Consider the following 24,715-nt stretch of genomic DNA (forward strand, 5'->3'; position numbering starts at 1 on the left):
GCGAGCCGGGCTGAGCTCGCGGATCGGCATACGCTCCCGCCGCGCATTGCCGTGGTCGATCCTCGGCCCGCCGGCAGAGATCGTGATCGTCGCATTCAAACGCGAAAGCCCGGGTCACGCTGCCGACGTCATGCCAGACCCGCTCGATACGGTAACGTCGAACAACCCAGCGGGCAGCTACGTTGAACGCCCAAGAGACTGTCCATAAGACGGATCCAACAGCTTCGATGGAAAATCCGCGTGAAAATACCGTGCCGATGACCTCCCATGCGCCCGCGCCGCGCCTGGCGTTGGACATGTACGTTCTCGCGCAAGGCGTGAAGACGGGCGTCTATCGGGTGTGCGACGAATTGTTTCCCCGCCTCGCGGCGTCGCCGCGGCTGGACGCGCGGCTCTTCTACAGGGATGGCGACGAAGCGAAGGCCGCGCCCTATGTCGCCGAGAAGGGCCTCACGGCAGCGCGCCACGACGCGGATGACGCCTCGCCTTCCGACGATGCCGACATTCTCCTGTCGCCCTTCGGCGTCGCCCCGTCGAACTGGCTGCTGGATGAGAAACTGCTGCACGCTCATATCATCTACGACCTGATCGCGATCAACCGCCCGGATTTCTTCAGCGCCGAGGCGGCGGCCGAAGTCCGGCGCATCATCGACAGCCTCGACGCGCACACCGTCATATTCGTCATTTCGGAAACCACGAAGACGGACCTGCTGGCGCATCGACCGGACCTGAGCCCGCAGCAGATAACCGTGATCCCATTGGCTGCGGGCCCCGCGTTCCAACCTTGCGCCGACGCGGCCCGGAAGGCCGCGGTTCGCAGCAGGTACGGCATCCCCGCCGACGTACCCTACGTCCTGAGCCTGGCGACGCTGGAGATCCGCAAGAACCTCGACCAGGTCGTCAAGGCGTTCGTTCTCTATCTCGAGCAGAACCCGACGAGCCAGATGCACCTCGTGCTCTCCGGCATGTCCGGGTGGAAGCTGGAACAGCTCGAAAGCGCCCTGGCAGCGGCTCACGATTGGCGGCACCGAGTCGTTCTGACCGGCTTCGTCGAGGACCCCGACCTTTCGGCGCTCTACAGCGATGCGCTGTGCTTCATCTACCTGTCGCGCTATGAGGGATTCGGCCTGCCTCCCCTGGAAGCGATGGCCTGCGGAACGCCCGTGATCTGCGCCGACAACTCCTCCCTTCCGGAAGTCGTGGGGGAGGCCGCCCTTTTGCTGGACCCGGACGACCTCCCGGGAGCGGCCGCGGCCCTGCGCAAGATCGAAGCATCGGAGGCGTTTCGGCGTCAGCTCGCCGAGGCCGGGCTTGAGCGGGCCGGGTTGTTCAACTGGGAACGCTGCGCCGAGATCGTGACCGATACGCTCTGCGACGCCTACATGCGCCATGCCGCGCGGCCGGCCAATCGCCCCAAGCGGCCGCTGGCTCCGGGCAGCCTGATCGGCCGCGCGAGGCGAGCGGATGGGAGCCTCGAAGCCAACCTCGTCGCATACCTGGACGGAAGCCACGGGCCGCGCTTTTCCGGGGAGGCGCCGCTACCATCGACGCGCCGACCGGAGGCAGGCTGGCCGCATTGGCAGGACCGCCTGCAAAAGCAGCCGGGCGAGGAACTGACCGAGGGTGGACTGCGCACACGCGGCATCCTCAAGACGGGCAGCGAGGAGCAGCCGCTCGTCACCTATGTCACCGTCGTGAGGAACAACACGGCCACCCTCGCCCGCACGATCGAAAGCGTGCAGCGGCAGACCTATCCCTATGTCGAGCACGTCGTGCTGGACGGCGCCTCGACCGACGGAACGCTCGATCTGATCCGCACCTATGCGGACAAGCTCGACTATTTCGCCTCAGAGCCTGATGGCGGTCTCTACGACGCGGTGAACAAGGCCATTCCACTCGCGCGGGGCCAGCTGATCTGCGTGCTGAATTCCGACGATTGGCTCGAGCCGCGCGCGGCGGAAATAGCCGTCGACCGCATGAGGCAGGCCAAAGGCGCCGCCCTTCTCCTGACGGCCGCCAGGGTGGAAACGGAGCATGGCGACATGCAATGGGATCCCGCCTTCGTGCATCCCGGCTGCTACTTCAAATGCGCCAATGATTGCCATAACGGCATTTACGCAACTCCTGAAGCCTACGAGGCGTCCGGCTGCTACGATACATCGTACAAGATCGCGGCGGACTTCAAATGGATCATGGCCTGCCTCGATGCGGGAGTGGAATTTGTCTATACGAAGGAAATAACCATCAACTACTCACTGGGCGGAGTCTCGGGCGACGCCAGGGGCCATGGCATCGAAAGCATGCGCGTCGCTGCCGAACGGTTTCCAACACTGACCCCAGCGGATGTTTCCGGCCTCCACGTCTCTTTCTTTGTACTTGGGAAACAACCCGATTTGCCGGAGCCTCCAGCCGATCTCACGGAATTCCTGAAGGACCTCTTTGCGCGCCACGCATCCCAGCCGGACCTCCTGCAGGCGATCGCCTGGGCGTCAGTTGAAAAGCTCGAACTTCGCATGCCGCCGGAGGCGAATGTGACGCCCGTCAAGTGGTATGACATGACCGTAAAGGATCTGCTGAGCGACACCCTCCGCAAGTATCCAGCGGCCCATAACGCGGCCAGGCGCCTGTATTCATCCATCCGCGCGAGGCACTGAGTGGCAACCGTCGCCTACGTCGATCATTCGTTCCACCGAACCACGAAATCCACCGGCTTCCTGCCGGAGATTTTGCGCAGGCACGGGCATGTCGTCGACGAGTTCTGGGACGAGGCCTGGCAGGGCGGCGCGCCTGTCGCATGGGAGGCCGTTCGCTCCTACGACGTGGTGATCATGTTCCAGTCGTATTGCCCGCCGCCGGGCATGAACTTCCGACGCGCGCATCCCAACGTCATCTACATCCCCATGCTCGATCAGTTCGGCCTGTGGCAGGGACCGCTTCTCAACCTGTCCGCGTTCTGGGAGCCGTTTCAGGGCTCCAAGGTCCTGAATTTCTCAAACGCAGTGCATGCGATGACGACCGGCTTCGGCATCGCCAGCCATTTCGCGCGCTACTATCAACCTGCCGCCGATTATCCGCCGCCGCCCGGCCAGGGGCTGCATGGGTTCTTCTGGCTCCGCAGGGAGCGGGAGTTGCCGTGGCGGGTCATTCGCCGCCTCATCGCGAAAACCAGGTTCGACAGCCTTCACGTTCACCTGGCGACAGATCCGGGGACGCCGCCGGCCACCCCTCCCTCTGCGGAGGAGCTGGCGCGGCACAACATCACCACATCGACCTGGTTCGACGACAAGGCGGAACTCAACGCGATCATCGCGCGGGCGAACATCTACTTCGCGCCGCGGCTCGAGGAAGGCATCGGCCAATCTTTCCTGGAGGCGATGGCGCGGGGACAATGCGTCGTAGCGCCCAATCACGGGACGATGAACGAGTACATCCTGCCGGGCGTGAACGGCCTGCTCTATGACAGCGGGAATCCGGCTGCGCTCGACTTCTCCAACATCGCCGAGCTCGGACGCCAGGCGAGACAGGGAGCGCTGTTCGGCCGAGCCTTGTGGGAGCAGGCGGAGCAGGCGCTCGTGGACTTCATCCTCACCCCGAGCGCGACGCTCTACCAGGACCGCTATCAGCACCCCGCGCTGAGCGCCCCGGAGGCAGACGGGCGCGCAGAGACGTCGACGGCACCATCCTCGGCGCCGGGCAACTCGCTGGCATGGGCGCTTCGGCGGGCCGCCGGCCGGTATGCGGTCCTTCGTCCGGCCCTATTTTTCTGGCGACGTGCACGCAATCTGATATCCAAACCGGCAAAACTCTCTGAGCTGCGCAAGCATGCCGCGCGGAAGGACTAAAATGAAGAAAGTCTTCGTTGCCGGGCATAGCGGCCTCGTCGGATCCGCTACCGTCGCCGCACTTGCAGGCCTGAAAGAATACGATCTTATAACGCGCGCGCATAGCGATCTTGATCTTTCCGACCGGACTGCGACGCGTGATTTCTTTATGACTTATCGCCCGGACCACGTCGTCATGTGCGCCGCAAAAGTCGGCGGCATCTTGGCAAATTCAAATTTTCCGGTCGAATTCCTTCATAATAACCTTGCGATCCAGTTGAGCGTCTTCGATGCAGCCCATGCATCGGGCGTCGACAGAATGATCTTTCTTGGCTCCTCGTGCATCTACCCGCGCGACTGCGCCCAGCCGATAAGCGAGGACTACCTCCTTACCGGGCCGCTCGAGGAAACGAACCGCCCTTACGCGCTGGCGAAGATCGCCGGCGTCGAGGCGTGCTGGTCCTTCAACAGGCAGCATCAAAGGCGCTACCTCGCGCTGATGCCGACCAACCTCTATGGGCCCGGAGACAACTACCACCCCGATCATTCGCACGTGCTGCCCGCCTTGATCCGCCGTTTCCATGAGGCGAAGGTCAAGGGCGCGCCCTCCGTGACGGTTTGGGGGTCCGGCAGGCCGCGCCGGGAGTTCATGTTCTCGTCGGATGTGGGGGATGCCATCGCCTTCCTCCTCGGCCTCCCGGACGGTGACTTCGACGCCCTGACGAGCCCGGACAAGGCGCCGCTGCTGAATGTCGGCGTCGGGCACGACATCACGATCCGCGAGTTGGCGGAGCGGGTTAAGGAGACGGTCGGCTATGCCGGCGAATTGGTGCTCGATCCGAGCAAGCCCGACGGAACGCCGCGAAAGCTGATGGACGTCACGCGTTTCCACAAGCTCGGCTGGAGAGCCAAAACGCCTCTCGATATCGGGTTGCGGGCCTCCTATCAGGATTTCCTCAGCAAGTACGCTACGGCCTCGCGCCTCGCGCCATAGATGTCTTGTGGCGCCAGCCCTGCCGGCTGTGTATCTCTGGCGGATCAGCAGGGCAGACCGGGCGTCGCGCCCCAATCAAGGTTCAAATAGCTTTCCGTGCGAAATCCCGTTCTCCGGTTTATTCACCAACATGTCTGGCGTCGGCTCCCCGTGGCGGCGCGCCGGTTCGCATTCGCCCGCATCTCCGCGTGGCAGGCCCCGTCCATTACGCCGCGCGCCAAGGCGAAGCAGCCGATCGTCATCGTCGGCATGCTGCGGCAGGCCTCCGGGCTGGGGGATGCGGCGCGCAAATCCCATGACGCCCTGAAGGCGGCGGGCCTGAAGGTCTACGGCATCGACATCACCAGCCTGCTCCTGCACGAGGCCAACTATTCCGGCTTCGACTTCGAGGATGGCAGCGAACTCCTCGGCGAGGGAACCGTCATCCTCCATGTCAGCGGGCCGGTCGTTCCGCGCGTGATCGCGGTTCTCGGCAAGCGCTTCGTTCGCAACAAGCGGATCCTGGCGCATTGGTTCTGGGAATTGCCGGCTCTCCCGGAGGATTGGCGCCCCGCGCTCCCCTTCCTGCACGGCGTATGCGCCAGCACCCGCTTCGTCGCCGACGCGGTCCGGCCGATGGTCGGGGACAGGCCGGTCCATCTGGTGTCCTATCCGCTGGAGCCGCACGCGGTTCACCACGCGAAAGACGCTGGCGGCGGACCGTTCACCGTTCTCGTCGCCTTCAACATCGCCTCGAATTTTGCGCGCAAGAACCCCTGCGCCTCGATCGCGGCCTTCCGCCAGGCCTTCGGCGACGATCCTGGGGCGCTGCTCATCGTCAAGTACCTCAACGGCGCGGCCTGGCCCGAAGGCGTTCGCCAGATGCAGCTTGCCGCCGCTGGCGCGTCCAACATCGTGATGAACAGCGACGTGCTCGACGATGCCGGCGTCGACGCACTCTACCAGCGGGCCGACGTCGTGATGTCGCTCCACCGCGCCGAGGGGCTCGGCCTCACGATCGCCGAAGCGATGATGCGGGAGATTCCGGTCATTGCCACCAACTGGTCCGGGAACACCGATTTCTTCACCTCGGATGCGGGAATCCCGATCGGCTTCAAGCTGATCCCGATCGAAGACCCGCAAAGGAACTATGGCGGCGCCGGCATCCGCTGGAAGAACCCGGCAGACGCGGCCTGGGCCGATCCCGCTGTCGAGGAGGCAGCGGCCGCACTGCGGGCCTTGCGCGCCGATGCAGGGCTGCGTCGGCGGCTGGGCGCAGCCGGCATCGAGAAGGCGCGCAACTTCTTCGATCCGGCGCGCCACGTCGAACGGATCAAGGCGATCCTCGATCGGAACTAGCCTCCGCCCTCGAACCAGCGTCCCTTCGCCGTTCCAAAGGGGGCCGGCGGGCGGGGACTTGGCGATGAGGCGACAACGCGCTACGACCGAATGGCGCCATCGGCATCAAGCCACCGATATCGCTGAACAGCGGCCACCGGCAACATGCCCCGCGGTGACCCGCTTCAAACAAGAAACGGCGAGCAAGTCGGTCCAACACCTTCGGGGCCAAGCCAGATGGGCGCACACAAGAGCAAGCTGGAATTGCGCGATGACCCTTCCGGGCAGTCGGAAGCGCGGATTCTGCTGCTCTACCTCGGACGGCGCGGCGCGATGTCCCGCTTCACGCTCGAAGCGATGCAGGCCGCGGCCGGCGTACCGGGCCTGCGGGCCAGCGTCTGCATCTCCAGGCAGAACGAGAACTTCGACCTCTATTCCGCATTCGGCGCCGAACTCGTCGGCATCGACACGTTCCGCAACCATAGCGGGGCGCTGCTCTCGGCCTGGCGCATCCCGCTCATCGGCCGGCGTCTTGCCGCCGAGATCAAGGCGCGCCGCATCTCTGCGGTCATCGACCTGATGCCGCATGTCTGGTCTGCCGCCCTGGCGCGCTATGTCCACAAGGCCGGGGCGAAGTACCTGGCCGTCGCGCATGACGCGGAAGCGCACCCGGGGGATTCGACAAGCCTCGTCAAGGGCGTGACCGACCTGGCGCTGGGCCAGGCCGACACCGTCATCACGCTCAGCACGTCGGTCGCGACCCATCTCAAGACCTTGCGCAAGCTCGATCAGCGCCGGCTCGTCACGTTGTTCCACCCCATCCTGTCCTACCATAATGCACGCAAGCGCGGCGCGAGAGGGGCGGGCCAGCCGCTGCGCCTGCTCTTTCTCGGCCGCATCATGCCCTATAAGGGCCTGCCGCTCTTCCTCGACATGGTGGAAACCCTGCGCGCGAAGGGGTACGCCGTCGAGGCGGGCGTATTCGGCGAGGGGGAGATCGGGCCCAGGGGCCGGCACGTGACGGCGCTCGGCGTCGAGGTCGTGAACCGCTGGCTGACCGACGAGGAAATCGGCTCGGCGCTCGAACGATACGATCTGATGATCGTATCGCATGTCGAGGCGAGCCAATCCGGCGTCATCGCGGCTGCTTTCGGCGCCGGCCTACCGGTGGTTACGACCCCGGTCGGCGGTTTGCCCGAGCAGGTCACGCACGGGGTCGACGGCCTCGTTGCCACGGAAACCTCGGCGCAGGCATTGGCTGCGGCCGTAGAGCGAATTATCCTTGAACCCGGGCTCTATGACGCTCTATGCGCCGGGGTCAGGCAGCAGCTCGACGAACGTTCCATGCGACGTTTCGTCGACGAATGCGTGAGGTTGGTACGTGACTGATTTGATTGTCCCGGTCGTTCTCTGCGGCGGCGCCGGTTCCCGGCTGTGGCCCGCCTCGCGCGAGACCTATCCGAAGCAGCTTTTCGCCTTCGGCGGCGGGCGGTCGCTCCTGCAGGAAACGCTCGCCCGCGTCACCGGGGACGGCTTTGCGCCGCCGGTCATCGTCACCGGCAACGACTACCGCTTCCTGGTGGCCGAGCAGGTGCGCGCGCTCGGCTCGAAGGGCGAGATCATCCTGGAGCCGATGCGCCGCGACAGCTGCGCGGCGATCGCCGCGGCAGCAGCCTATGTCGCCGCGCAGAACCCGAACGCGCTGATGCTGGTCCTGGCCGCCGACCATGCGATCCCGGACGTCGCCAAGTTCATGACCGACGTGCAGGCGGGCCAGGTCGCCGCTGCGGCCGGCAGGATCGTCACCTTCGGCGTCAAGCCGACCGGCCCTGCGACCGGCTACGGTTATATTCGCCCCGGCCCGGCGCTCGACGGCGTCGCGCGCGCCCATGCGATCGCGGCCTTCGTCGAGAAGCCGGATGCCGCGACGGCGGAGCGCTACGTGGCCGAGGGCTATCTCTGGAACTCCGGCAACTTCCTGTTCTCGGCGCGGGTGTTCCTCGATGAGCTCGCCGGGCTGGAGCCTGAGCTTCACGCCAACGTCACCGCCTCGGTCGGCAGCGCCAAGCGCGATCTCGACTTTCTGCGCCTCGACCCGGAGGCCTTCGCCAAGGCGCGCGCGACCTCGGTCGACTACGCGGTGATGGAGAAGACCACGCTCGCGGCCGTCATCCCGTCCGACTTCGCCTGGTCGGATATCGGCTCCTGGGCGGCGGTCTGGGAATTGGCGGACAAGGATGGCGACGGCAACGCCGCGCAGGGCGACGCCGTGTTCGAGGGCTCGCGCGATTCCTATATCTACTCGCCGCACCTGCTGACGGCGGTCGTCGGCCTCGACGACGTCGTCGTCGTCACCACGCGCGATTCCGTGCTCGTCGTGAACAAGTCGAAATCGGAGGACGTGAAGAAGCTCGTCGCCCGGCTGACCGCGGCGGGGCGCAAGGAAACCATCGAGCACCTGCGCAACTACCGGCCCTGGGGCGATTACGAGCAGATCGACCGCGGCACGCGCTACCAGGTCAAGCGCATCACGGTGCAGCCGGGTGGCAAGCTCTCGCTGCAGAGCCATTTCCACCGGGCCGAGCACTGGGTCGTGGTATCAGGTACGGCGCGCATCACCGTCGATGAGAAGGTGCACCTGATCGGCGAGAACCAGTCGGTCTACATTCCGCTCGGCGCCGTGCACCGGATGGAGAATCCCGGGCAGATTCCGCTCGAGCTGATCGAGGTCCAGTCGGGCTCCTATCTCGGCGAGGACGACATCGTCCGCTACGAGGACGTCTACAACCGGACCTGAGCCCTGAGCGGCCGGCCATCTCGCCATCGAAATGGGCTTCGAGCGCTGATCGAAACGAAAACAGCGGCCGGAACACCGGCCGCTGCTTGTCTCGTCATGGCCCTGGCGATCAGGGCTTGAAGGTGAAGCCAGGCCCGATCGCGACATCGGCCGGGATCGGCGGCAGGTCGCTGAACAGGGCGGGATTGTCGGCCATCACCTTGAGCATGTGCTTCGGCTCGAAGTGCTTGTTGACGTCGAACGTGTCCTTGATGAAGCCGAGGCGGTTGAGCCGGTCCTCCGCCGCCCAGAGCGCCCGGTAGTTATTGGCCGAGAGGCGGCGGTCGGCCTGCTGGATGTTGAACTCCATCGAGGCTTCGGCGACGTCCTGCTTCAGGCCCGGAATCCAGCGCGTCGCCACCTGGGCGGCCCGCTTCGGATCCTTGCGCATCCACTGGTCGCCCTCGGACAGCGCGGCGAGGAACTTTTCGATGATCGGGCCGTTGGCCGCCACCCAGGGGCGCAGGCCGACATTGTAGCCGACATAGGAGATGACGCCGCCGCCGCGGATGACCTCGATCGCGCCGGGAACGTCCTTCAGCGCCACGACCGGCCAGGGGTCCCAGCCGACGAAGGCGTCGATGCCCTTGGCGAGCAGCGCCACCGTCATGTCCGGCGGCGGGGTGTTGACCAGCGTCACGTCGGCCGGCGTCAGCCCGCCCTTCTCGATCAGAGCGAGGATGTAGAGGTGGTTGATCGTGCCGAAGGAGGCGGCGATCTTCTTGCCCTTCAGGGCGGCGAGGTCGCCCTTGGCGATGCCGGCATCCGAGCGCGCGATCAGCGCCATGGTGGCGTCCGAGCCGCGGGTCGTGGCGTTGCCGGAGTAGTTGGCGAGCGCGACGAGGTCCATGCCGCGCAGCACGGCGCCGATCATGGGAACGCCGACCTGCACGATGTTGCTCTCGCCGGCCTGGAGCGCGTTCAGCGCGTCGACGCCGGTCGCGTACGGGCGGGCAATGTCGACGTCGAGGCCCCATTTCTCGAAGAAGCCGCGCTCGAGCGCGATCGGCAGGCCGATCTGGTCGATGCCGGTGACCATGCCGGCCTTCATCTTCACGAGCGTCTGCGCCCGGGCGATGTGAGGCGCCGCAAGCACCGCGCCTGCTGCGAGTACCGTTCTGCGTGTGATCATTCCTAGCCTCCCTGCTGCAAAGGTTCGATCCGCTGGACCCAATAATACCGGGCGATTGCCCCAAGCTGGCCCTTGTCGATGTTGCGCAACTCGACGCTGTTGCCGTCCGTGCCGGAGACGCGGCCGTAGCGCTGGAAAACCAGGATGTGGAAGCGCTCGGGCGTGAAGGGCAGCGTGATCAGCGCGTTGACGCGCTGGCGATCCGGAAAGCCCTCGGCGATCTTTCCGGGCGCGGCAATGAACAGGAAGGCCTGCCAGGCGAGCCAGGCGATGAGGCAGACCAGCAGGATCAGGCCCCGCCGGTTGCCCAGCGCGGCGCGCAGCACGTTCATGCCGACCTCACCAGCGCCAGGACCTTGTTCGAGAGGTCCTTGAACTCCTCGTCCTCGACCAGCTTGTCCCAGACGCGCGGGCGCGCCAGCGGCACCGGGACATCGGCCAGGACATGGCCCTTGGAGAGCACGACGACGCGGTTGGCCAGGAACACGGCCTCGGGCACGTCATGGGTGATGAAGAGCACGGTCGGCCGGCGCTCTTCCCAGATCCGGGTCAGCTCTTCCTGCAGGGTCATGCGCGTCTGCGCGTCGACGCTGGCGAAGGGCTCGTCCATCAGAAGCACGTCGGGCTTGTTGGCGAGCGCGCGGACGACGCCGACGCGCTGCTGCATGCCGCCCGACAGCTCGTTCGGATAGCGGTCGGCCGCGTGCGAGAGGCCCGCCATGGCGAGGTATTCGCGGGCGATCTCGTCGCGCTCGGCCTTGGGCACGCCGCGCATCTTCGGGCCGAAGCCGACATTCTCCAGCACCGTCTTCCAAGGGAAGAGCGCGAAGGACTGGAAGACGACGCCGCGATCCGGGCCGGGGCCCTTGACCGGCTGGCCGCCGACCAGGATCTCGCCGCCGGAATGCGGGATGAAGCCGGCGACCATGTTCAGGATGGTCGACTTGCCGCAGCCCGACGGGCCGACGACGGAGACGAACTCGCCGGCGGGAACGTCGAGCGTGATGTCGTGCAGCGCCGTGTAGTGGCTGCCGGCATAGGGGTCGAAATAGGTCTTCGACAGCGATTTCAGGCTGAGATTCTTCACTGTGTCACCAGTCCCCAGCGCCGGCCGGTGGCGCGCTCGATCGGCGCGAGCACCCAGGCATCGACGATGTACCAGAGGATGCCGAGCACGATCATGCCCAGCACGATTTCAGTCACGGAGCCGGCCCGGCGCGCATCGAACATCATGAAGCCGATGCCGCTGGTGCCGACGATCATCTCGGCCGCGATCAGGGCGCGCCAGCCATAGCCGAGCCCGTTGCGCAGGCCGGTGATGATGTTGGGCAGCGCGCCGGGAATGACGACCTCGAACAGGATGCGCCATGGCGGGGCGCCGAGGCTCTGCGCGGCGCGGTAGAGGTCGGTCTTGACCGAGCGCACGCCGAGCACCGTGTTGAAGATCACCGGGAAGACCACGGTGTAGACGATGACGAAGGCCATCGTGGTCAGGCCGAAGCCGAACCAGATGATCAGGATCGGCAGCCAGGCGATGTCGCCGATGGCCTGGAAGAACAGCACGATCGGCCAGAGCGCGGCATAGGCGCGCTTGCTGAGGCCGATCAGCAGGCCGAGCGGGATGCCGATCGCCATGCCCACAGCCGCGCCGGCCGCGAGGCGCGCGACGCTGTCGCCGAGATATTCCGGCAGGATGCCCTTGTACATCAGCATCTGGAAATTGCGGACGACGTCCATCGGCGAAGGGAAGAAGGCCGGCGGAAACGGCCCCCAGCTCGCGACGGCCTGCCAGAGCAGGACGACCGGCACGAACGGCGCCAGCGTCTGCAGCACCGGAAACTGCTTGGTGGCGCGGGCCCAGAAGGCCCAGAGCGGGAGAAGAGCGTTCATCAGCGCACCAGGCCCCAGCGTTCGACGGTGGCGCGTTCGAGCGGGGCGAGCACGAGCCGGTCGATCAGCAGCCAGAGCACGCCGATGACGATCATGCCGAAGACGATGACCTCGGTCTGGTAGAAGTCGCGGGCGACGAAGAGCATGTAGCCGAGGCCTACGTTGGTGGCGATCATCTCGGCCGCGATCAGCCCGCGCCAGGCGAAGCCGAGGCCGGTACGGATGCCAGTGACGATGTTGGGCAGCGCGCCCGGCAGCAGCACCTCGGTGAACAGCGCCCAGGGCCCGGCCCCGAGCGAGGCGGCGGCGTTGCGCAGCGACAGCGGGATCGTCGAGACGCCGAGCAGCGTGTTGTAGACGACGATGAAGAAGACGCCGTTGAAGATGACGAAGATGATGGCGCCGAAGCCATAGCCGAACCAGAGCGTCGCCAGCGGGATCCAGGCGATGCCGGCGAGCACCGAGAAGAAGCGCAGCAGCGGGGTCAGGAAGTCCGAGACGCCCTTGCTGATGCCCATCAGGATGCCGAGCGGCACGGCGACGAGGACGGCGAGCACGGTGCCGAGGATGACGCGGCCCATGCTGGCGCCGACATGGACGATCAGGGTGCCGTTGAGGATGCTGTCGAGGCCGGCGCGGAAGACGGCCGGGACGCTCGGGAAGATCTGCGGGTTGACCTGGAAAACGGGAACGACGATCGCCCAGACGACGACCAGAAACGCCAGCGGAGCGATGAACTTCATCGTCTCGAGAATGCGACTGCTACGCCCCATCGAACTCCCCACTCGGATCCGCCCGGCATGGGCGAACCTCTCCGCCGGCAAACGCGGCGGCCTCCTCGAACGCGTCTCTTGAAGGCTGACCCGAGCGAGCGGGTCCGCGGACGTCGCGTTACGGCGCCGCAACGACTATCGCCCGGAGCCCGTTACGGCAAGGGAAGATGTATACAAGATGCGTCGGTTACGCGGGTTTGTGATATTTTTCCGTTAATCGCTGCCGTGGAGGGATTTGCCGCAGCGCAGGCGGCCCGGCGGGCTCCGAGATATCCAGTATGCAGGGGCGCCCGCGCGCGAATCACGTTGCGTCAGCCACGTCGCCGAGGCGGCCCTCCAGCCCCACGCAAGCCTCAGCCCTCGCCTCCTTTCGGGAGCGAGGGCCGGATCGTCCGCGGCGCCGCGATGAAGGGCGCTCAGGGCTTCATGTAGTCGTGGATCTTGCGGCCGAAGGGCAAGGTCAGGTCGGCGATGAAGTGGTGCGCGCCGATGACCTTGCGCACCGGCAGGTCGGCTACGGGCGCGTTGACATGCGGCACCAGATGGAGCCGGCCGGGGCCGATCCAGGAGCCCTTCACCGTGATGTCGGTCAGGTTGAGCGCGACGAGCTGGCAGATCTCCGGCTCGCCATCGACGCCCGGGATGATCTTCAGGTTGACCTGGGTCTTGGTCAGGATCGCGGTGGTCTTGACGCCGTTGCCGGCCAGGCTCTCGTGCTTGTAGCCCATCGTGCCCATGGCGACCTGCTGGCCGGCATATTCAAGCGTGCCGGTCAGGGTGTCCTTGACCAGTTCGAGCTTGGGATGGGCGTATTTCTTCGGAAAGCCCCAGATTTCGCGGCCGGCCGAGATCGGCGGCTCGATGTCCAGGTACATCTGCGAGACGAAGCTGACCTCCTCGTCGCCGAACTTGCAGGGGATGACGATGCCGGTCTCGGTGTAGTTCCCGAAGCCAGAGGAATCCGGCATCTTGATCCATTCGTAGTGGACGATCGGCTGGTCGAGCGGCATCAGCGGCTCGGGCAGGTGGTGGCGGATCAGCTCCGGATCGGTCTCGTAGCTGATGATCATGTATTCGCGGTTGACGAAGCGGTACGGGCCGGCCGGGTAGCTCGGGCCGGCAAGCGGCATCGAGGGCAGGTCGAGGATCTGCTGGCGGTTCATGGTCGGATCCTCAGTGCGCGGTCCAGCCACCGTCGATCGGCAGGATGACGCCGGTGATCGACTTGGCCGAGTCGGAGGCGAGGAAGACGGCGAGATCGGCCACTTCCTCGCTGGTGACGAATTGCTTGGTCGGCTGGGCCTCGAGCAGCACGTCGTTGATGACCTGCTCGCGGGTCAGGCCGCGCGCCGCCATCGTGTCCGGGATCTGCTTCTCGACCAGGGGGGTCCAGACATAGCCGGGGCAGATCGCGTTGACGGTGACGCCGAAGGTGGCGGCCTCGAGCGCGACCGTCTTGGTCAGGCCGGCGATGCCATGCTTGGCGGCGACATAGGCCGACTTGAACGGCGAGGCGACCAGCGCGTGGGCCGAGGCCGTGTTGATGATGCGGCCCCATTTGCGCTGCTTCATGCCTGGCAGCGCGGCGCGGGTGGCATGGAAGGCGGCCGAGAGGTTGATCGCGATGATCGCGTCCCACTTCTCGATCGGGAACTCCTCGATCGGCGAGACGAACTGGATGCCGGCATTGTTGACGAGAACGTCGACGGAGCCGAACTCGGCCTCGGCCTCGGCGATCATCACCGCGATGGCGCCGCCATGGGCCATGTCGGCGGCGGAGTAGCGGGCCTGCACGCCGAATTCGGCCTCGATGCCGGCGCGCTCCTTCTCGATGTCATCGGGCGCGCCGAAGCCGTTGATGACGATGTTGGCGCCCTGCGCCGCATAGGCGCGGGCGATGGCGAGCCCTATGCCCGAAGTCGAGCCCGTGACGACGGCCGTCTTGCCCTTCAGCATGCTGCTCTCCTTCATGTGGCGCGGCGCCACTTGTGTGCGCCGCAAAAACCATGCCTTCTGGCGTGGAAGAGCAAGCTGACGCAGCGATGAAGCTTGTCTGACGTTAAGATGACAGTCGCAGCGCCTACTACTTGCGTCACACGGGTGTCACCTCGCAGTCCTCAGCAATGTTCTTTGTTGCAGCGCGTCAACTCAGGGATACTTGCGTCATGAATGCTCCCTCCACCGCCTCCCTGTCCGGCAGCCGCTATCTCGGCTGGCGCCCCGACCGCTGCGACCGCGTCGCCCTGGTGCTGCAAGGCGGCGGCGCGCTCGGCGCCTACCAGGCCGGGGTGTATCAGGCGCTGCACGAGGCCGACATCGAGCCGGACTGGGTCTCGGGCGTCTCGATCGGCGCGATCAACTCCGCCATCATCGCCGGCAACCCGCGCGAGCGCCGGCTGGAGCGGCTGCAGGCGTTCTGGGACCGCATCACCGACCGCAAGGTCTGGTGGTTCACGCCGGAGGGCGACATCTTCCGCCAGGCGCGCAACGCGACCAGCGCGATGGCGACGATGATGCTCGGCCAGCCCGGCTTCTTCGAGCCGCGCCGCACCAATCCCTGGGTCGCCTTCGCCGGCTCCAACGACGCGACCAGCTTCTACGACACCGCGGCGCTGCGCGACACCTTGCTGGAGCTGTGCGACTTCGACCTGATCAACACCAAGGCGGTGCATTTCTCAGTCGGCGCGGTCAACGCGATCTCGGGCAACTTCGTCTACTTCGACAACATGCACGAGACCATCCTGCCCGAGCACGTCATGGCGTCGGGCGCCCTGCCGCCGGCCTTCCCGACCGTGCAGATCGGCACCGACCATTACTGGGATGGCGGCATCGTCTCCAACACGCCGCTGCAGCATCTGCTGGCGCAGGAGGACACGCTGAACTCGCTGATCTTCCAGGTCGACCTGTTCTCGGCGCGCGGGCCGCTGCCGCGCACGCTCCAGGACGTGATGGGCCGGCACAAGGACATCATGTACTCCTCGCGCACCCGCCTCACCACCGACCTGTTCCAGCTGCTGCAGAACTGGAAGAAGAAGACGCACCAGGCCCTGACCAAGATCCCCGACGGCGACCTGACCGAGGACGAGCGCAAGCTGCGCGACGATCTCGCGCGCATGCCGGAGCACACCATCCTCCAGCTGATCTACCAGCAGAAATCCTACGAGGGCCACGCCAAGGACTACGAGTTCTCGCGGACGTCGATGACCGAGCACTGGCATTCCGGCTACGAGGACACCAGGCAGACGCTGACCCGCAAGGACTGGCTGACGATCCCGCCGGACGGCGCCGGCATCGTCGCCCACGACGTGCACCGCGACTTCGAGCGCCGCTGAGGGCTGGCGAGCGCGCGCCTCCCCTTCTCCCCCTTGCGGGAGAAGGTGGCGCGCAGCGCCGGATGAGGGGTCGCGCTGCGCTTTCCGATGACAGAGAATGCCACACGCGATGTTGCAGTCGTCGCGCGACCCCTCATCCGTCTCGGCTTCGCCGAGCCACCTTCTCCCGCAGGGGGAGAAGGAAGAACGCGGCTCAGTTCGTGAGCTTGCTCTCAGCCTCGGAGCCCCGCGACAGCCGCTCGCGCAAACCCGCGATCACGCCAGACCAGTCGCCCGGCCGGGCCTGCGCCAGGACATCCACGCTCGGATACCAGAGCGAGCGCCCGGCCCGCGCCGCCCAGTACCAGGGATAGCCGGTCGGCACCGCGACCAGTCCGGCGCGCCCGAGCGCACCGGCAAGGTGCAGCGCCAGCACGTCCGGCCCGACGACGATGTCGAGATTGGCGATCGCGGCGATCATCTGGCCGAAATCGTCCATGTGGCGGCCCGCGTCGATCGCCTCCGGCCAAGCGGCGAGGTCGTGGCGCGACTGGCCGGTCATCAGGCTGATCGCCGTGCCCGAAGCCGGCATGGCGGCGCGTAGCTGCGCCATCGAAAGGCCGGCGGCCTGGCCCTCCCAGATCACGCCGATCCAGGGGCGCGGATACTCCTCGAACGCCTGGCGCCAGCGCCGGTCGAGCGCCGGATCCGGCTGCATGTAGGGAACGCCCGCCCCGATAGTGGCCGCGTCGAGGTCGAAGCAGCGCATCAGCGCCGGCAGCGCGATGGCGAGTTCGTCGGGCGCGGGCGCAGCGCGCGCGATCGGCGCGGAGAGATGGCCGGCCAGCGGCAGGAAGCGCTCGTCGGCGATCAGTTCGACAGGCCGTCCTTCTCGCGCCAGCCGCGGCAGGAAGCGGGCGAAGAGGACGAATTCGGACGCCATCAGCATCGGCGGCACGAAGACGCGCGGCGAAACCGGCTGCTCGGCTACGGCGCGCGGCGGAAACCTGCCGAGCGCCAGCGCGATCTCGGATTCGAGGCGGAGCGCATTCGCATTGCCCGGATCGACCTTCAAGGCATGTGTAAGGAAGGGCAGCGCCTGCTCGGCGCGTCCGGCGAAGCGCAGCGTCGCCGCCAGCACGAGCAGGCTCTCGGCCGAGCCCGGATTGGCCTTCACCACGCGGCTCATCTCGGCGATGCCAGCATCGGTCTCGCCGGTCAGGATCAGGATGCGGGCCAGGGTCTCGCGAATGCCGAGATGGTTCGGCGCGAAGGCGAGCAGCTTGCGGCAGGTCGCCGCCGCCTGCCGATAGTCGCCGATGCCCGCCTGGCAGCGCGCCAGGTGTTCGAGCACGTCGACATCGAGCGGCGCCACCAGGCGCGCGCGCTCGGCCAGGCTGAGCGCCTCCTCGAAGCCGCCGCGCTCGAAGCAGCAGAGCGAGAGCGCGCGCAGGCTGGCGGCATCGCCGGGCTTGAGCACTAGTGCCCGGCGCAGCAGGCGCTCGGCCTCCTCCCCGTCGCTATTGGCCAGCGCGAGCAGGCCGAGCAGGCCGATCGCATCGGCCGCATCGGGCGTCCGCGCGAGGATGCGGGCCGCCGCTTCGCCGGCGCCAGCGAAGTCCTTGCTCAGGAAGCGGGCGGTGGCCAGCGCTTGCAGCGGGGCGTCGAGCTCGGGAGCCAGCGCAGCCGCGCGCTCGAAGCAGAGGATCGCGTCGTCGAGCCTGCCGGCCATCTGGTGGGCGATGCCGAGATTGTTGACGAGGCCGAAATGGTCGGGGAAGGCGGTGGCCGCCGCCGCCAGAACCGCATGGGCGCGCTGGAGGTCCTTGCGGGCGAGCGCGGCGCCGCCGAGCGCGTTCAGCCCGTCGGCATGGTTCGGATGCCGCTGCAGCAGGTCCGTCAGCAGCGCCTCGGCCTCGTCGAAGCGCCCGGCGGCGACGAAGCCCTGGGCCGTGGCGACCTGGTCGGCGACGGTGACCGCCGGGAAGGATGGAGACGGGTTCAAGTGCGATCCTGCCGCTGTTCGATGACTCATGCGAGCCCTCAGAGACCATTTGAGACTTCGCTGGCGTGTGTCGGCTGGCGTGGCTGTCGAGAACCGGAGCGGAGCGGACTAATGTCCGCAAGCACCGCAGGCGCAGACAGCCACGTCAGACGGCCGCGCCAGTCAAATTCGCAAATGGTCTCTCAGCCCATGGTGATGCGCTTGCCGTCCATGCGCAGATCGTCGGCGACTGCGATGACCTTGCTCTGCGCCGTCTCGCTGGCGACGCCGGTGATCTTGACCGAGCGGGTCTCGGCCCGCAGCGTGTCGATCTGGTCGACGATGGCGATGCGGTTGAGCGACTTCTCGGTCAGGATGTCGGCGCTGGTCTCGTGCGATTTGGCCGAAATGCGCCAGCGCTCGGCGATGGTCGTCACGGCCTTGCTCAGCCAGGTCGTCTTCTCGGCGATGAGGTTCAGCGCCTTGGCCTGGAGGTCGAGCCGCTCGCCCTTCAGCGCCAGGCGTTGACGGGCCGTCAGCGAGAGCGTTTCGCCTTCGATGGCGAGGTTGCCATGGCCGGGCAAGGCCAGCGTCGCATAGTTCGGCCCGGTGCGCTCGAGCACGCTGAGGACGAAGGCGCCGGCCGGGCCATCGACCACGAGCACGCGGTCGTCCTCGATCGGCCGGACGAGGCAGCCGACCGCGACCTGCGCCGGAAGCGCCCGGCCGTCGATCTCGACCGTCAGGCCGGCATGGTCCTCGTCGCAACGCTGGACACGGCCGACCGCCAGGGAGCAAGGCTGCTGCGCGCCGGCGGCAAGCGCCGCCAGGGTTGCCAGAGCCGCCGGCTCGCTTTCGCCCGCGCGCATCATCCGTAGATGTTGATCGTCTTGGTGGTGAAGTAGGCCGAGCCGAACTCGGTCGCGAGGGTCGTGACGGTCGACTGCATCGTCTTCTTCTGCGCCGCCATCTCGCCGCCCTTGATCGCCGCCATCTCGACCTTGAGGTCGAACTCGCAGACCGTGAGGTTGACGCCGACCTTCTTCAGGTCGCCCACCGGCGCCATCTTGATGTCGGTCGCCGTCAGGATCTTGGTGTCGTTGGTCGCCATCTTGGTGTCGGGGCCCATGACGATCTTCACCGAGGTGCCGATCACCCCCTTCAGATCGCCGCCGACGATGATGTCCATCTTCTCGCCGACGAAGATGTTCAGCACGCCGCCGAGCGAGATGTTCAGGTCCTTGGACACGGTCAGGGAGAAGCGCGTCGACAGCCTGAAGGACGCCTCGGCGCTCATGATGATCGAGATCATCCCGGCGAGCTTCACCGAGGTCTCCAGGCCGAAGAAGAAGTTGTTCTTCAGGCCCATGAAGAAGTCGTTGGCGATGCCGTGGAAGCGCTTCGTCGTGATGCCGTAGGTCACCTCGTCGAGGTCGCCATAAGCGGTCTGCTTGATGTAGCCGCCAGCGGTCAGCTCGATATTGGCCGGCGCGTCCTTGGTGCCGCCCTTGATGAAGACGCCGTTGGCCGCCGAAAGGTCGTATTTGCCGGCCTTGACGTTGTAGGCCGCGTCCGCCGTCGTGACCTCGACATTGTTGCCCTTGCCGTATTTCTGCAGCGCCGCGCCGAGGACGTTCATCTGCAGGTCGCTGTCGGTGTAGATCAGCGCGCCGTTGTTGCTGGATAGGATCGGGGCGCTCGGCGTGGTGGTGTAGACTTTCGTCGACTGGCTGGTCGCGTTGAAGTCCTTGGCCGGGTCGCCCTTCTCATTCTTGATCGCATCACCGGCCTGGTCGATGGCCGACTTGTTGGTCTCCGACACGGTGCTCGTCGTCGTCTTCAGCCCTGTGAGCAGGCTGTCCTCTTCGGCCGCGCCGACGATGTAGCTGCCGAGCCGGAGATAGGACGATTCGCTGAATGCCGCCGTCGAGGTCTTGGGCTGCACCACCCGGAAATAGGGCAAGCCGATTGATATGATCTCATCTTCCGTCGCGGACATCGGGGCGCTCCAGTCGGCAATTAAAAGCCGGTTAACGTAAGGCCATGACCTTGATCTGCGACGGGGCAATGGTCATCCCCACCGTATTCGGGCTGAGGCCGTTCTGCTTGGCCGGCATTGCCAGCTTGGCGACCGGCGGCCCGCCGATCAGCACGTTCGTCGAACCCATCGCCGCCGTCGCCGGGCCCATCACCATGCCCGACGCGACGCCCATCGCGACGCCGGGATTGTCGCCGTTCGAGAGCGGCGTGACGGTCATGACGTTATGGGTCGGCATGCACATCGCCAGGACCTTGACCTGATTGGGGATCGCGGTCGGCGTCAGCGCGATGTTAGGAAACGGCGTCGGGATCGGCCCGGCCGGCGTCGGCACCAGGCAGACGTCAGGAAAGGCGAAGTTCATGCCCGGCATCGGGCCATTACCATTCCAGAACATGACTCACCTACGTAACTCGAAAGGTTTGACCACGCGCGGATCGTAGAGTTCGCCGACCGCGCGCGCCATGTCGGTTTCGAGCGCGCTGCCGCTTTGTCCCACGAAAATCGCGCCCTCGGTCGTGGCGCAGTGGAAGTCCGTGCGCAGGAAGCGCGCGCCGCTGAAGTCGCTGCTGGTCACGTCGGCATGATGGAACAGGGCGTAGTCGAGCCTGGCGCGGCGAAACGAGACGGCGCGCGCGTCGGCGCTGCTGAAGACGCTCATGTCGAGCTGGGCGCCGTCGAAATTGGCGCCGGCCAGCACCGCCTCCTGGAAGACGGCATTGCTCAAACTCGCCTGCGACAGGTTGGCGCCGCGCAGATCCGCCTTCACGAAGATCGCGCTGGGCGCGACCACGCGGGAGAGATCGGCCCCCACCAGGCTCGCCTCCAGCAGCAGCGCCCCGCTGAGATCGACGCCGGAGAGATTGGCCTGGTTGAGGATCGCCTTGGACAGGTTCGCGCGCGCCAGCGTCAGCGAGCGCAGATCGCGCCCGGTCAGGTCGCAATCGGTCAGGAGGATCGTGTCGCAGGCGAGCCCGTCGAGCAGGGCGCGGCGCAGATCGGCCTTGATGATGGCCGTGTTGCGCAGGCTCGCCTGCGTGAGGTCGATCTGATCGAGGCCGCATTCCATCAGGCCGCAGGTCTCGAACCCCGCCTGCGCGAAGACCGCCTGGGCCAGGCCGCAGCGCATCAGCGTCGACCTGGCGAGCTGAGCGCCGCTGAAATTGGCGCGGTCCAGCGCGCAGGCCATGAGGACGACCGTCTCGAACTGCGCCTCGCGCCACAGCGTCTCGCCGGCGATGCAGTTCATGAAGGTGCTGCCGGCGACCTGCGCGCCGTCGAAGCTGGCGCCGGTGAAGTCGCAGTCCACGAAGTTCATGTCGCGGATCTGCGCGCCCGCGAAGGAGCTGCCGCGGAACGAGGTCTTCAGCACCGTGCCCTTGGCGAGCGTCGCGCCGGAGAGGTCCTGGCCGTCCAGGACGCCGTCGCGATAGGGCCAGTCATGGCTCAGATGCTCGAACAGGCTTTCAACCATCGCTCGCCACCGCAAGAAGGGTCCGGCCGAGATTGGCGCGGCTGAAATCCGCGCCCAGCAGCGCGGCATCGGCGAGGTCGGCCCCGAACAGGTTGGCCGCGCGCAGCGATGCGCCCCTGAGGTCGGCGCGGTTCAGCTGCGCCTCGAGCAGGTTGGCGGCGAAGAAGTCGATGCCGGTCAGGTCGTTGCGCGAGAGCAGCGCCCGCTTCAGCGAGCCCTCGCGGAAGTTGGCGCGGGCGAGGACCGTCTCGACGAAGCAGGCGCCGTCGAGACGGCCCTTGCCGAAGTCGCTGTCGCTCAGGTCGGCTTTCTGGAAGGCGAGCTTCTCGGTTCGGACCCGGGCGAAGCTGGCCTGGCGCAGGTCGGCCTCGCCGGCGAAGAGCACGCTCGTGAGGGTGGCATCGCTGAAATCGGCCCCGGCCGCCCGGGCCATGACGAAGCCGACCTCGAAGAGCTGCGCTCCGGCCATCACGATGCGGGGGCAGTCGACATCCATGAAATGCACGCGCTCGAGCGCCGCGCCCTGCCAGTTCGTCCCGGAGAGATCGGTCCGCATGAAGACGCTGTCACTGAGGCGCGCGCCCCGGAACGAAGCGGCGGTGAAGGGCACCGTCATCAGCGTCAGGTTGCGCAGTTCGGCCTGGTCGAACACGGCCTGCGCGAATTGCGCGCCGAACAGGCTGGCCTCGATGATGCGGCTGCCCTCGAAGCGCGCGCCGCGGGCGTCGACCTGGCAGAGATTGGCCTCGCTCAGGTCGCAGCCGCTGAGATCGGCCTGGACTAGCGAGGCGCCGCACAAGGTGGCGCGGGCAAGGTTCGCCCCGGTGAGGCGCGCGCCGTCGAGCCGGGCGTTCTCCAGCAGGGCGCCGGAGAGGTCGGCGCCGGAGAGGTCGATGCCTGAGAGGTCGGCCCCGGCGAGGTCGCGGCCGGCCAGCACGATGCCGGCGCGGTACTGCTCGGCAACGAGCGCGCCGAAGGCCTGGGCGACCGCGGGCGTCAGCGGCGTGTCGGGCTTCAGCGGCTGGGGCGAAAGCCGCCGCATCTCCAGCACCGGTCCCGCCATCTGGGCCTCGGCCTGGTCGAGCCCCGCCTCGACCTCCGCCCTGCCCTGCGCGACCTGCGCGGCCGCGTCGTCGAGCGCGGCCCGGGTGGTGGCGGGCCTGGGAGCGGAAGAAGCAGGGACCGCGGCCAGGATCGCCAGCGGCGAACCGCCTTCGCCGGCGAGGTTCGGCAGCGCGGCGCCAAGCTTGGCGTCGACCTCGTCCATGGCAGCGCGGAGCTGCTCGGCGGCCTCGACCGGCGCGTAGGGCGTCGTCTCAAGGATGCGCAGGGCCTCTTCGAGAGAGGATTCACTGGCGGTTTCGGCCTGCGGCGGAATGGCCGTGTCCGGCAGGTCGGGCAAGTCGGGCAGCGCCAGCCTGTCGCCGCTCAGCTCGCGGCGGACGTGCTCCAGCGGCCGCCCCTCCGGCAGGCCGAGGAAGCGGGCGCGCGCCAGCGCCAGTTGCGCTGCCTCATCGACCTCCGGATCGGCCGCGTCCAGCATGGCCTTGCGCCAGTTCCCGAGGCTGTCGAGCTTCGCCTCCATCTCGGGCGCGCTCGCCTCGGCCACGGCCGGGAGCTCGCCCGGCCCGGGCAGCTTGGCGATCTCGGCATCGATCTGCCCGGCAACCTCCGGCATGTCGAGCATGGCCAGCAACTGGTCGATCGCGCCGGGCTCGGCCTGGCCCGAGGCGATCTCCTGCATCGCCGCCAGCGCCGGATGCTGCTGCCGGGCGACTTCGTCGAGCTTGGCCTCGGCCTTGGCCTGGAGCGCTTCGAGCGCATCGAGCATCTCGGCGAAATCGACCTCGCCCCCCGCGATCTCCTCGGGCAAGGGCATCGGCACGTCGTCGTCCTCGAACTCGGGGATCTCGATCGCCGGCCAGAGCTCCTTCGGCACCCCGGAGCGCGCCAGCTCCTGCCGCGCCATCCATTCGGCGTCGTCGCGGCGCTTGCTGCGGCGCTCCTGCGCCAGCGCCCGCCGCTTGGCGTTGCGGGCGTCCAGGACGTCCTGCGGCAGGGCAGGCGCGAGCTGATGCTCGGCGAAGGCGTATTTATAGGCGGTCTCGGGATTGGTGCGCAGCGCCCGGACCTGGAGGTAATGGCTGAGCGGGCGCGGCTCATCCGTCATCCGCTCATAGGCCAGCATGACATCGGCGACATCGGCCGCCTCGATATCCTCGACCGGCGTCGCGCTGCGATAGACCATGACGCCGCGGCGGGCGCCGGCGAAGAGCCAGAGCGTGTCGATCCGCATCGGCAATTCGACCATCGGCTTCTGCGGATCGGTCCAGCCGATGAAGCAGCGCACGCGGAAGCCGGGCAGATGACGCTGCACCTCCGGCGCGTCGGCGGCGAAATTGCGCAGGCCGTAGCCCTCGTCGCCGGCGAGATAGCCCGGCAGGCGCTGGTCCGGCGGCGCGAACAGGAAGAGCCGCGGATCGGCGTCATCGGCGAGTGCCGGCGCCAGGTTCTTGATCCAGTGGTCGTCATAGGTGCCGGCATATTGCAGGCGTTCCCTGGCATCGACCGCCACCGGGCCGAAGCGCGGCGGCGCGGGCGCATCGCCGATCGAGCGGACGGCGAGTTCCGGCACCTCGATATTGGGCAGCGCGACCGTCTCGCGCGCCATCAGGCGCTCCTGCGCCCGGAAGCCGGTGCCTGTGGGGTTGGCGGCATGGCCCTCGCCGCCGAAGCAGCGGGCGGGCGTCAGCGGCATCTGCACGAAGGGCACCGGCTCGGTCGGCAGCGCCGTCGCGCCAGCCATCCGCCAGACGCGGTCGCCGGTGACGAGCAGCTGCTTCTGGAGATTGCCGATCGCCCAGGCGAGGCCCATGCGCTGCACCGGCGCGCCGCCCGGGGCGGCAGCGTGGCCGGCGACCAGCACCTCCGCCGTCGGCTTGGGCATGCCGAGATCGAAGACCGCGCCCGGCGGCAGCTCCTTCGCCGCCATCATCCACATCGCCTGGTCGCCCTGGAGCCGGTCGGGATCGGGGTCGGCGAGGTCGAACAGGCCGAAGGCCGAGACGATGAAGCTCGCGCCGACGGCTCGACGCTCCGTCTTGGTCAACAAGCCGAGACTGCGCGGTTTGATGATCAGGGCCAT

At 67.1% G+C, this 24,715-nt stretch carries 20 protein-coding genes; 7 read left to right on the forward strand and 13 right to left on the reverse strand.

The annotated features are described in order from the left end of the window. Positions 1-227 precede the first annotated feature (227 nt). The 6 genes from DWF00_RS17820 (at position 228) to DWF00_RS17845 (ending at position 8,929) form a co-directional block, all read left to right on the forward strand. Entirely contained in the window at positions 228-2,654 is a 2,427-nt protein-coding gene (locus DWF00_RS17820) for a glycosyltransferase (RefSeq protein ID WP_114829056.1), read from the forward strand. After that, positions 2,655-3,842 (forward strand): glycosyltransferase, encoded by a 1,188-nt coding sequence (locus DWF00_RS17825; RefSeq protein WP_114829057.1) that lies wholly within the window; start codon positions 2,655-2,657, stop codon positions 3,840-3,842. 1 nt (position 3,843) lies between these two features. Further along, entirely contained in the window at positions 3,844-4,815 is a 972-nt protein-coding gene (locus DWF00_RS17830) for a GDP-L-fucose synthase family protein (protein ID WP_114829058.1), read from the forward strand. A 150-nt stretch (positions 4,816-4,965) separates the two neighbouring features. Then, positions 4,966-6,153, forward strand: a complete 1,188-nt coding sequence (locus tag DWF00_RS17835; RefSeq protein ID WP_114829059.1) for a glycosyltransferase — start codon at positions 4,966-4,968, stop codon at positions 6,151-6,153. Between the two features lie 216 nt (positions 6,154-6,369). Then, entirely contained in the window at positions 6,370-7,521 is a 1,152-nt protein-coding gene (locus DWF00_RS17840; protein ID WP_181832613.1) for a glycosyltransferase, read from the forward strand. Then, positions 7,514-8,929 carry a mannose-1-phosphate guanylyltransferase/mannose-6-phosphate isomerase gene (locus DWF00_RS17845; protein WP_114829061.1) on the forward strand — a complete coding sequence of 472 codons (1,416 nt, stop codon included), beginning with the start codon at positions 7,514-7,516 and terminating at the stop codon, positions 8,927-8,929. Before DWF00_RS17840 ends, DWF00_RS17845 begins: the two co-directional genes overlap by 8 nt. A gap of 109 nt (positions 8,930-9,038) precedes the next feature. Here DWF00_RS17845 and DWF00_RS17850 read toward each other — a convergent pair whose 3' ends face one another. The 7 genes from DWF00_RS17850 to DWF00_RS17880 all read right to left on the reverse strand — a co-directional run bounded on the left by DWF00_RS17850 (position 9,039) and on the right by DWF00_RS17880 (position 14,719). Then, on the reverse strand, positions 9,039-10,100 hold the full coding sequence (locus DWF00_RS17850) for an ABC transporter substrate-binding protein (RefSeq protein ID WP_114829062.1): 1,062 nt from the start codon (positions 10,098-10,100) through the stop codon (positions 9,039-9,041). Between the two features lie 2 nt (positions 10,101-10,102). Beyond that, entirely contained in the window at positions 10,103-10,432 is a 330-nt protein-coding gene (locus DWF00_RS17855; RefSeq protein ID WP_245974039.1) for a hypothetical protein, read from the reverse strand. After that, complete coding sequence (locus DWF00_RS17860) at positions 10,429-11,187, reverse strand: ABC transporter ATP-binding protein (RefSeq protein ID WP_114829063.1); 759 nt, start codon at positions 11,185-11,187, stop codon at positions 10,429-10,431. Before DWF00_RS17860 ends, DWF00_RS17855 begins: the two co-directional genes overlap by 4 nt. Further along, entirely contained in the window at positions 11,184-11,990 is an 807-nt protein-coding gene (locus DWF00_RS17865) for an ABC transporter permease (RefSeq protein ID WP_114829064.1), read from the reverse strand. The genes DWF00_RS17860 and DWF00_RS17865 overlap by 4 nt, the downstream gene beginning before the upstream one ends. After that, on the reverse strand, positions 11,990-12,763 hold the full coding sequence (locus DWF00_RS17870; protein ID WP_114829065.1) for an ABC transporter permease: 774 nt from the start codon (positions 12,761-12,763) through the stop codon (positions 11,990-11,992). Before DWF00_RS17870 ends, DWF00_RS17865 begins: the two co-directional genes overlap by 1 nt. Before the next feature lie 416 nt (positions 12,764-13,179). After that, positions 13,180-13,926 (reverse strand): acetoacetate decarboxylase, encoded by a 747-nt coding sequence (locus DWF00_RS17875; protein ID WP_114829066.1) that lies wholly within the window; start codon positions 13,924-13,926, stop codon positions 13,180-13,182. Between the two features lie 10 nt (positions 13,927-13,936). After that, positions 13,937-14,719, reverse strand: coding sequence for a 3-hydroxybutyrate dehydrogenase (locus DWF00_RS17880; RefSeq protein WP_114829067.1), 783 nt, complete (start codon positions 14,717-14,719; stop codon positions 13,937-13,939). Positions 14,720-14,928: 209 nt separating this feature from the next. Here DWF00_RS17880 and DWF00_RS17885 point away from each other — a divergent pair, with 209 nt between their 5' ends. Further along, on the forward strand, positions 14,929-16,095 hold the full coding sequence (locus tag DWF00_RS17885; protein WP_114829068.1) for a patatin-like phospholipase family protein: 1,167 nt from the start codon (positions 14,929-14,931) through the stop codon (positions 16,093-16,095). A 193-nt stretch (positions 16,096-16,288) separates the two neighbouring features. Here DWF00_RS17885 and DWF00_RS17890 read toward each other — a convergent pair whose 3' ends face one another. From DWF00_RS17890 to DWF00_RS17915, 6 genes are all read right to left on the reverse strand, one after another. Next, on the reverse strand, positions 16,289-18,079 hold the full coding sequence (locus DWF00_RS17890) for a tetratricopeptide repeat protein (RefSeq protein WP_181832614.1): 1,791 nt from the start codon (positions 18,077-18,079) through the stop codon (positions 16,289-16,291). A 182-nt stretch (positions 18,080-18,261) separates the two neighbouring features. Next, a complete protein-coding gene (locus DWF00_RS17895) occupies positions 18,262-18,930 on the reverse strand; it encodes a DUF3540 domain-containing protein (RefSeq protein WP_114829070.1) in 669 nt (222 codons plus the stop codon). Then, entirely contained in the window at positions 18,927-20,057 is a 1,131-nt protein-coding gene (locus DWF00_RS17900; protein WP_114829071.1) for a hypothetical protein, read from the reverse strand. Before DWF00_RS17900 ends, DWF00_RS17895 begins: the two co-directional genes overlap by 4 nt. A 31-nt stretch (positions 20,058-20,088) precedes the next feature. Beyond that, on the reverse strand, positions 20,089-20,460 hold the full coding sequence (locus DWF00_RS17905; RefSeq protein ID WP_210207881.1) for a DUF4150 domain-containing protein: 372 nt from the start codon (positions 20,458-20,460) through the stop codon (positions 20,089-20,091). Positions 20,461-20,496: 36 nt separating this feature from the next. Continuing rightward, positions 20,497-21,570 (reverse strand): pentapeptide repeat-containing protein, encoded by a 1,074-nt coding sequence (locus DWF00_RS17910; protein ID WP_181832615.1) that lies wholly within the window; start codon positions 21,568-21,570, stop codon positions 20,497-20,499. Next, positions 21,563-24,682, reverse strand: coding sequence for a DUF2169 family type VI secretion system accessory protein (locus DWF00_RS17915; RefSeq protein WP_181832616.1), 3,120 nt, complete (start codon positions 24,680-24,682; stop codon positions 21,563-21,565). Before DWF00_RS17915 ends, DWF00_RS17910 begins: the two co-directional genes overlap by 8 nt. Positions 24,683-24,715: the final 33 nt, after the last annotated feature.

Source organism: Allobosea caraganae, from assembly GCF_003351345.1.
In the GTDB taxonomy this organism is placed as follows: Bacteria; Pseudomonadota; Alphaproteobacteria; order Rhizobiales; family Beijerinckiaceae; genus Allobosea; species Allobosea caraganae.